This window comes from bacterium, assembly GCA_021371935.1.
GTDB lineage: Bacteria > Armatimonadota > UBA5829 > UBA5829 > UBA5829 > UBA5829.
In genome coordinates this window covers 1-9,114 of sequence record JAJFVF010000017.1, presented here as the reverse complement: position 1 = coordinate 9,114, position 9,114 = coordinate 1, and the positions used below count along the sequence as shown (strand labels likewise).

8 protein-coding genes are annotated in these 9,114 nt (G+C 49.7%); 7 read left to right on the top strand and 1 reads right to left on the bottom strand.

Annotation, left to right across the window (positions count from 1 at the left end; translation table 11 throughout):
• Positions 1-470: 470 nt before the first annotated feature.
• Positions 471-1,922 (bottom strand): glycerol-3-phosphate dehydrogenase/oxidase, encoded by a 1,452-nt coding sequence (locus LLG46_12260; protein MCE5324070.1) that lies wholly within the window; start codon positions 1,920-1,922, stop codon positions 471-473.
• A 202-nt stretch (positions 1,923-2,124) separates the two neighbouring features.
• Here LLG46_12260 and LLG46_12255 point away from each other — a divergent pair, with 202 nt between their 5' ends.
• The 7 genes from LLG46_12255 to LLG46_12225 form a co-directional block, all read left to right on the top strand.
• Positions 2,125-2,823, top strand: coding sequence for a response regulator transcription factor (locus LLG46_12255; protein ID MCE5324069.1), 699 nt, complete (start codon positions 2,125-2,127; stop codon positions 2,821-2,823).
• Positions 2,789-4,177: an ATP-binding protein gene (locus tag LLG46_12250; GenBank protein ID MCE5324068.1), complete on the top strand. Its 1,389-nt coding sequence runs from the start codon at positions 2,789-2,791 to the stop codon at positions 4,175-4,177. Before LLG46_12255 ends, LLG46_12250 begins: the two co-directional genes overlap by 35 nt.
• Positions 4,178-4,365: 188 nt before the next feature.
• Positions 4,366-5,214, top strand: a complete 849-nt coding sequence (locus tag LLG46_12245; GenBank protein ID MCE5324067.1) for a DUF4115 domain-containing protein — start codon at positions 4,366-4,368, stop codon at positions 5,212-5,214.
• 355 nt (positions 5,215-5,569) lie between these two features.
• Positions 5,570-5,941, top strand: coding sequence for a 30S ribosomal protein S12 (gene rpsL, locus LLG46_12240; protein MCE5324066.1), 372 nt, complete (start codon positions 5,570-5,572; stop codon positions 5,939-5,941).
• A 115-nt stretch (positions 5,942-6,056) separates the two neighbouring features.
• On the top strand, positions 6,057-6,527 hold the full coding sequence (rpsG, locus tag LLG46_12235) for a 30S ribosomal protein S7 (GenBank protein ID MCE5324065.1): 471 nt from the start codon (positions 6,057-6,059) through the stop codon (positions 6,525-6,527).
• Between the two features lie 267 nt (positions 6,528-6,794).
• Positions 6,795-8,888 carry an elongation factor G gene (gene fusA / locus LLG46_12230; protein ID MCE5324064.1) on the top strand — a complete coding sequence of 698 codons (2,094 nt, stop codon included), beginning with the start codon at positions 6,795-6,797 and terminating at the stop codon, positions 8,886-8,888.
• A gap of 88 nt (positions 8,889-8,976) precedes the next feature.
• Positions 8,977-9,114: GTP-binding protein (locus tag LLG46_12225; GenBank protein MCE5324063.1), on the top strand; the 138-nt coding region annotated here is incomplete at its 3' end.

Below are 9,114 nucleotides of genomic sequence, written 5' to 3'. Positions count from 1 at the left end.
TGTCTGACTTGGGACCATCCTTGTAGATACGAGTTCACCGATTAATCCGGGACCCAGGATACCGTCCAGTCTCTTTTTAGTCATACAAGGTAGAGGAAACCATCTCGCTAACGTGCTCAAGGCACTCGAATCTGCTCGTCTCCTCTACCAGGTGGATCATAGCGTCCTATTATCCACCATTATCTGACAGGCAAGGCAATAATACAAGGAATCTGCTTTGTGCTGGAGCAATAAAAGCCGGTGTTTGAGGTTGTATAATAACGCTGAGTGTTCAACTATGTCATTCCCGACCTGATCGGGAATCCAGAAAACTGCACTGCAATATAGCTTAAGTGTCTGGATTTCCGCATTCGCGGAAATGACAAAACACAATAATTCGTGAGCTGCTGATCGTCCGGGGTATTCCTGCCCCGGACGCATTTTGTGAGGGGCATACTTGCCCCGGCATTTTACATAAAAGGTATCTGCTTTTAACCAGCGTTTGACAGCTCTTCCTGCTTATGCATATCGTCCCAACCGAGTATCTCAGCCATCCAACCAGCGACCTGCTGTTTTATCTCATCCGCATTAGTGCAATAGTATGTCCATCCGGCGCGCCGAAGCATCACGTCGTCCAGATGAACCGCCCACTCGTTATTGCAGAAGTGTTCGACCAGTTCGCGTGACGGCTCCGGCGGCACAATTGCGCTTATGCCATCAGTTTCATCAGTAGGAAGCAGAGGCTGTTTGGAAGTCACACATTTTGTTTGTTGACGACCGAGGTACTTCTCTATTCGATCAACTGTCTGCTCGGCCATAAGCCGATATGTTGTAAGTTTACCACCACCCACATCCCACCATCCGGGCTTCTGCGAGACAATTAGGTGCGAGCGCGAAATATCAGACGGCCTGCCTCTCTTATCGGCAATAAGCGGCCTCAATCCGGCCCATGCGCCGATGATGTCTTTGTTGCTGAGTCCGATTGTGGGAAATGCCCGGCCAATCGTGGCGATTATATAGTCCACATCTTCCTGCTCGACAGCCACATCTTCGGGTCTGCCGTCATAGTCGGTGTCAGTCGTTCCAAGGATCACTCTTTCTCCCCAGGGGATCGCGAACAGTATTCTTGAGCCCTCTATAACCACAACGGCATCTGGAACCGGCAGTCGCTTCCGATCGACAACGAGATGGACACCCTTTGTCGGTCGCAGGCTGATTGCGCTTTGATCGAACTGCTCGCCCCATGAACCCGTAGCATTGATCACACATCTACTTTTCAGCTCAAATGTCTCACCGGTGATGCTGTCGGAGAGAGATAGATGCCAGCCTTCAGGTGCAGGCTCAGCGCTTATGAGCTTGCAGTAGTTAAGGACATTTACGCCTGATTTTGCCGCCGAACGCATTGTATCGATTACCAGACGCGCATCATTGGTCAGCCCATCATAATAGAATACACCGCCGGTGAGTTTGTTTTTGTCGATATCAGGCAGCAGGTCAGTCAGTTTTTTAGGGTTGAGTGAGCGAGATTTGCCCAAATTTCTTCCCATGCACAGGATATCGTATATCTTCACTCCGATCTGCAGTTTCCAGAGCGCCCACTGATCCCATAAGGGTCCCTCGTATGTAGGAAAAATGAACCCAAGCGGAGCGGATATGTGAGGAGCAATTTTGCTGACGATGCACTTTTCCACACTGGCCTCATGGACCAGTTCAACACGTCCCTGTGCCAGATATCGCAGTCCGCCGTGCAGAAGACGGCTGGATTTGCTGCTTGTGCCTGACGCTATATCATACTGTTCGACAATTGCGCAGTCGAGTCCCCTAAGTCCGGCGTCGCGCGCAATACCCGATCCGACGATACCTCCACCGGCGACAATCAGGTCAAGCATATTTTCCTGTAGTTGTGCGATTGCGCGTCGGCGTTCTGTGATATCCTGTATCATATGATGTATCCTCATGTCTAGAGGGAACTCCCGTTCAATGAAAAAGGGGATTTCCTGTGTGCAGATATACCAGTATATCACATTTATGCTATCCGAGTCAGCACAAACTTGACATCTCCTTTTTGCCAATCGTAACATGAACTGTAGTTGTGCACGAGGCACAAGATATATGCTCTGGCCAAGTCAGGAGCTGCAAACAGTAATGAATGACAGGATACTTCTCATAGAAGACGAGGCGCCGATTGCTGAATCGGTGGCCTATTCACTCAGAGCGGAGGGTTTTATTGTCGAAACATCCGGTGACGGACTTTCGGGACTATCCGCGTTTCGTACGTTTTCACCTGATCTAGTCATCCTCGATCTAATGCTGCCCAAGCTTAGTGGGCTTGATTTCTGTAGAATTGTACGCAGGGAATCCAACGTACCGATATTGATGCTGACGGCAAAGACTGAAGAGATCGACAGAATCATCGGTCTGGAGATGGGGGGTGATGATTACCTGCCAAAGCCCTTCAGCATCCGTGAACTGATAGCGCGTGTGAATGCAATTTTGCGGCGCATGCAAAGCGCTCGCGATGAAGATCAGAAGGCATTTTTAGAGGTCGGACCAATCCAGCTTGATCTTGCCAGAAGGCGAGTCACACTAGGTGGAAAGCAGGTGCATCTGCCTTTAAAGCAGTATGAGCTGCTGCGGGCATTGATGTCAAATAAGGGCAGAGTGCTCAGCAGGGAAGAACTGTTCAGGAGGGTCTGGGATGCCGATGCGGTCTATGACACGGGATCGCTTGACGTCCACATACGTTGGCTCAGAGAAAAGATTGAGCAGGACCCCAGCACACCGGCCTATATAAAGACGGTGCGCGGTGTTGGATACAAAATTGTTTGCGAGGGCGAAGATTAAGCTCTTTCTTCCAAGTATCATAATTGCGGTAATGGTGACACTTCTGGCGACCGTCATCATACACTCAGCCGGCATTCACTTGTGGGTATGGATTGTGTGGCTGGTAATCGCAGTTCTTCTTATATTATTTCTCTGCTATGCTTATGCGCGTGCTTCGGCTGTGAATGCCAAGCGCAAAGCGAACTTAGCGCATATAATCGCACAAATTGCTTCGGGTTCGGAATCTTTGAGCGATGAAGATTATACTCTGCTTGATGAGTTCGACACCGACCTGGTGAATGCTGTTAAGGGCCTTAGTGAAAGTGTAAGTGTTCTGCGGCGTGAGAAATGCCAGCGTGTGATAGTGATCGAGAGCATGGCTGATGGGGTAATCACAGTCGATGTTCATGGTCGCATTATGCTGTGCAATTCTGCTGCTTGTCGATTGTGCGATGTAAGCAACTTGCGAATCGGGATGCAGTTGGAGGATTCCGACGTACACCCTGAAATAATCAAGCTGTCTTATGAGTGTATGTCCGAAAAGAACGTTCTGACGTCTGAGATCAGGCTTCCTGGTTGGCCGCAGCGAGTCATAGGTATTCGTGCGGCATGGTATCGACAGGCGAATTCGTCGGAGGACTGTGCGCTCATCATGTTGCACGATCTCACTGACGTCCGCCGACATGAGATGAACCAGAGGGAGTTTGTCGCAAATGTCAGCCATGAGTTAAAGACGCCGATCACCGCCGTCAGGACATCCGCCGAGGCACTGCTTGCCGGCGCAAAAAACGATGAAGACTTTGTCGACAGGTTTCTGAACTCCATCATTGCGGAAAGTGACAGATTATCGTTGCTGATTGAGGACTTGCTCGATATTGCCAGGCGGGATTCGGGTATTACACAGACACAGAAGACAACTTGTTCTTTGGTAGAGATTATCAGCCGCGCCGTAAGGGTTATCAATCCGCAGGCCGTAAACAAAAACATATCGATTGAAGTCAAAGTTCCTGATGATCTGGCTGGCTATTGTGATGAAGCGCAGACGGTGCAAATGGTGCGCAACCTTGTGGACAATGCAGTCAAATATACTGCCGATGGCGGACATGTTAGTGTCGAGGCAAATGAGCATGAGTCAGGCTTTGAGATAATGGTCACGGACACCGGCATAGGCATACCGCAGGGTGAGTTGGACAGGATATTCGAGCGGTTCTATCGTGTCGACAAGGCTCGTTCCAGACGTTTGGGCGGCACCGGACTTGGCCTTGCGATAGTAAAGGACATTGCGGACTCTCATGGCGGCAAGATTGACGTGCGAACTCAACTTGGCAAAGGCAGTTCATTCACCGTGACATTTCCCGGCGCCAGTGGAGAGTAATCTTTATACAATCAGGCACGTTTTACATCTTGATTGCCGGGCCATTATTATGTAGAATATCTAAGCAATTTACGTTTAGTAATTGCACGATTGTTTGTGGTATTAGTGATGCAAACACTATAGCAGTATGCAAGGGACATACCGTGAATTACTTAGCGGGGCAATGTTCCCGTCAGGATTGAGGCAGAATGGAAAACAATGAAACAATAGGTGCCATACTTCTTCAGGAGAGGCAAAGACGCGGGCTTTCTCTGGAGGAGGTTCACGACGCCACAAAAATAACGGTGCATAATTTAGCTGCACTTGAGGAAGATCGGTTCGACCACTTTCCAAATAAGGTATATGCGCGTGCATTTCTGCGTGATTACTCCAACTTTCTTGGCTTGGACAGCGGCGAACTGCTGGAAAAATATGAGAATGATTGGCAGGATGTAATTCGGGAGGTGGTTCCACCCTCGCCGAAGCGCAAGTCTGTCTGGAAGAGTGTTTTGTTTACTCTCTTGACTCTGGTTATTCTTGGCGGTTTAGCTGCAGCCGGTTTCTATGACAAAGGGTGGGGAATAAAAGTCCCGGCCGCAGTCAGAGACCATGTCGAAAAGCCCGATGTTGCCCAGCTTCCAAAACCAGAGCCGATTGCGCCTGCAGTGCCGGCGGACTCGGAAACAAAGAAACCTGTAGTAAAGCCCGACGTTGTCAAACCAGCCGCACCTCAGACATTGACGCTTGAAGTGACTGCGACCAGGCCTGTATGGGCTGATATAAAGGCAGACGGTCAGAAGATCATCTATGGTGTGATGCCTGCAGGGATCAAGACAGTGACTGCCAAAGAGGTAATTTTTATAAAGGTGGGTCAGGCGAATGCCGTCAGTCTGAAGCTGGACGGCAAGCCTCAGCCTCCTCTTGGCGACAGCGCGAACATGGCCAAGAAGGAATTCAAACTTCCCGCTCAGCCGGCGGAAGCTGCGCCCACTGCTGGTTCTGATGAAGCTGCGTCAGAAGCAAAATCAGACATGACGACAAAACCTGTCGGCCGGTAGTTACGTTGTTGATTATGTCCGCGATTTTGTGGTATATTACACTTCGGCGTCAGCCGATGGTGTTACAAGCAAAAAAATGTTGCTTGAATGTTACCTATGCTATTGACAACGCCGGTTTGAGTTAGATATAATTTACAAGTTCGGGTCGGGGGCAACCTCGTCCGAGCACATTTGCCGACATATTAGGAGGCGATTAGCACACCTTTCTCGTTGTACTAATGCGGGAACAATTAAAGCTATCCAAGGTGGACTAACGCCCTCTATGTGTGTCAAAGAGGGCATTTTTATTGCCCGGAGTTAGGGTGGGGCAAGTCTCTTATCCCTGATTCCTAACATTTAAAACAGGAGTGTCAGTTTGCCGACAATCAGCCAGCTTGTAAGGAAAGGTCGCGCCAATGTCAAGAAGAAGACGAAGGCGCCCGCACTAAAAGGCAATCCGCAGAAGCGCGGTGTATGCCTGATCGTGCGAACCGAAACGCCTAAGAAACCTAACTCAGCTTTACGAAAGGTTGCAAGAGTCAGGCTCTCCAATGGGATGGAAGTTACGACATATATCCCCGGCATCGGTCATAACCTGCAGGAGCACTCCGTGGTTCTTATCCGCGGGGGCAGAGTAAAGGATCTGCCTGGTGTGCGCTATCATGTCATTCGCGGCACACTTGATGCGGCAGGCACAGCCGACCGCAAGCAGAGCCGTTCAAAATATGGAACCAAGCGACCCAAGTAAGTTTTAAGGTCAAAAAGTTCCAAGTCAAAAGTTAAGGGTCAGCCGGTTAAGGCGCAAGGACTTTTTGACTTTCCAACTTTCAAACTTTTTGACTTGTGTGGAGGATTGAAACAGTATGCCCAGAAAAGGTCCCGTTAAGAAGCGTGAGATAACGCCTGATCCGGTTTATGGAAGCAGGATGCTTACGCGTCTGATGAACCGAGTGTTGTTGGACGGCAAGAAGTCCGCTGCGGAAAAGATCGTCTACGGCGCTCTGGATATAATCGAGCAGAAGACGAACCGCAAAGGCATCGAGGTCTTCGAGGAAGCAATGAAGAACGTGATGCCGGTGATCGAGGTCAAACCGAGGCGCGTTGGTGGTTCAACCTACCAGGTTCCTGTTGAGGTTAGGTCAGATCGCAAAGTTGCTCTTGCTCTGCGCTGGATTGTGACATATTCCCGCAAGCGCGGTGGGCATACGATGGTTGAGAAACTGGCTGCTGAGATTATGGATGCGGCAAATAACACCGGTGCTTCCATTAAAAAGAAGGAAGACGGTCACAAAATGGCCGAGGCCAATAAGGCTTTCGCTCATTATCGCTGGTAATCTAATTTAGTAATTTATATTTTATATTGATTATTGGGAATGCAGAGGTTGGCTGATAATCAATATAATAATCAAGCAAACACCGAGCAAAATGCTCTGGATAATATAAAATATAAAATAATCAATACTAATTTTCGCAGGAAGGGGGCGGAAGATAGAGAGCAAAGTAAAGATCGATAAATCGGGGACGGGGTCATAAGACCCGCAGCCCGACGATCAAGCATGCTTTCTGCTTTCCCTCGGGAGTTTTTGAGTAAGGAAATTAAGATGTCTCGCGACTATCCGTTAGAAAAAATACGGAATATAGGAATCGCCGCGCATATCGACGCTGGTAAGACGACTGTAACAGAGCGCATGCTCTATTATACCGGTCGCATTCACCAGATGGGCGAGGTTCATGAGGGTGCTGCGACGATGGACTGGATGGAGCAGGAGCAGGAGCGAGGCATTACCATAACCTCCGCGGCCACCACCTGTATGTGGAAAGACAGCCGCATCAACATCATTGATACCCCCGGTCATGTTGATTTTACAGTTGAAGTAGAACGCAGCATGCGAGTTCTGGATGGCGTTATTGCAGTTTTCTGTGCAGTAGGCGGTGTCCAGCCCCAATCTGAAACAGTCTGGCGACAAGCCAATAAGTATAAAGTACCCCGTATAATTTTCGTCAACAAGATGGACCGTATTGGTGCAGATTTTATGCGTGTTGTCGAAAAGGTGCGGGAGAGGCTTGGGGCAAATGCTGTTCCTGTGCAGTTGCCGATTGGTGCCGAGAGTGGTTTCAAGGGTGTTATCGACATAGTGCGTCTCAAGGCTCTGGTTTATAATGATGACCTGGGAGTCGATTTTGAAGAGACAGCTATCCCCGATGATCTTCGTTCGGCGGCACTTGAAGCAAGAGAGTATCTGGTAGAGAAGGTCGCTGAGATCGACGACCACTTGATGGAAAAATATATCGAAGGTGAGAAGATCACCCCCGATGAGATAAAGGCTGGCATTCGCACTGGTACTGTGCGCAATAAGCTGGTTCCGGTATTGTGTGGTTCCGCATTCAAGAACAAGGGCGTACAGCCCCTTATGGATGCCGTGGTTGATTATTTACCATCACCGCTTGATGTTCCCCCAGTAGAGGGTGTCAACGCAAAGACCGGTGAGAAAATCACTCGCGAAGCATCCGACAATGAACCGTTTGCAGCGCTCGCATTCAAGATCATGAGTGACCCGTATGTGGGCAACCTCACATATTTCAGGGTCTACAGCGGTCAGCTGGAGCGCGGTAAGCAGGTTTGGAATGCAAACAAGGGCAAGAAGGAGCGTTTGAATCGCATTCTTCGCATGCATGCCAACCACCGGGAAGAAGTCCAGAATGTTTATGCCGGTGACATTGTTGCTGCAGTGGGTCTTGATACCGCCAGCACAGGCGACACTCTTTGCAATGAAGGACACAAGATTCTCCTTGAAACCATTCAGTTCCCCGAACCCGTCATAGCAGTCGCTATTGAGCCTAAGACAAAAAGTGATCAGGAAAAGATGTCGATTGCGCTGCAGAGACTGGCCAATGAAGACCCCACATTCAGAGCGCGCACCGATGAAGAGACCGGTCAGACGATCATCTCGGGCATGGGAGAGCTGCACCTCGAAATTATCCTGGACAGACTCTATCGCGAGTTCAAGGTAGAGGCCAATCATGGCAAACCGCAGGTTTCGTATAAAGAGACTATAACCAAACCCGTCAAGGTCGAGGGCAGACATGTAAAACAGAGCGGCGGTCACGGCCAGTTCGGTCATGTGATTATCGAGATGGAGCCGCAGGAAGCCGGAGCGGGGTTCGAGTTTGTAAACAAGGTAGTCGGCGGCGATGTTCCAAAGGAATATATACCTGCCGTCAAGCAGGGCGTCGTGGAGGCATTAAAGTCGGGTGTAGTTGCCGGTTTCGAGGTTGTCGATGTAAAGGTGACGCTTGTTGGCGGTTCATATCATGAAGTGGACTCATCCGATATGGCGTTTAAGATAGCCGGATCGTTGGCAGTCAGGTCTGCTGTCCAAAAAGGTAAGCCCACACTCAAAGAGCCTATTATGAGTGTTGAGGTCGTGGTTCCCGAGGAGTATCTCGGAGATGTAATATCCGACCTGAACGGACGCCGGGGCAGCATTACGCATATGGAAGTGGGCTCTGGTGGGACACAGCAGGTGGATGCAAAGGTTCCGCTGGCTGAGATGTTTGGCTATGCAACCACTCTGCGCTCTATGAGCCAGGGCAGGGCATCATATACGATGGAGCCGTCGCATTATGAAGAGGTTCCGGGCAATTTGGCTGAGCAGGTGGTTCAGAAGATGACCGGCCGCTCACTCGCAAGATAGTTATGATTGGTGTATCGGGAATTTATTCCCGATACGAGCAAAGATGCAATAGTAATTTGAATTAGAACCTTATTGGGAGGAAATGGATATGGCAAAGCAGCGGTTTGAGAGGACGAAGCCGCACGTGAACATTGGAACGATAGGTCACGTGGATCATGGCAAGACGACGTTGACCGCCGCGATCACTGCGGCTTTGGCGACGAAGGGTTTTGCGAAGTATACGCCT

Excerpts from the sequence above, each read along its gene's own strand:
- rpsG (MCE5324065.1), top strand. The coding sequence starts at position 6,057 with ATGCCCAGAAAAGGTCCCGTTAAGAAGCGTGAGATAACGCCTGATCCG.
- LLG46_12260 (MCE5324070.1), bottom strand. The coding sequence starts at position 1,922 with ATGATACAGGATATCACAGAACGCCGACGCGCAATCGCACAACTACAG.
- LLG46_12245 (MCE5324067.1), top strand. The coding sequence starts at position 4,366 with ATGGAAAACAATGAAACAATAGGTGCCATACTTCTTCAGGAGAGGCAA.
- LLG46_12255 (MCE5324069.1), top strand. The coding sequence starts at position 2,125 with ATGAATGACAGGATACTTCTCATAGAAGACGAGGCGCCGATTGCTGAA.
- fusA (MCE5324064.1), top strand. The coding sequence starts at position 6,795 with ATGTCTCGCGACTATCCGTTAGAAAAAATACGGAATATAGGAATCGCC.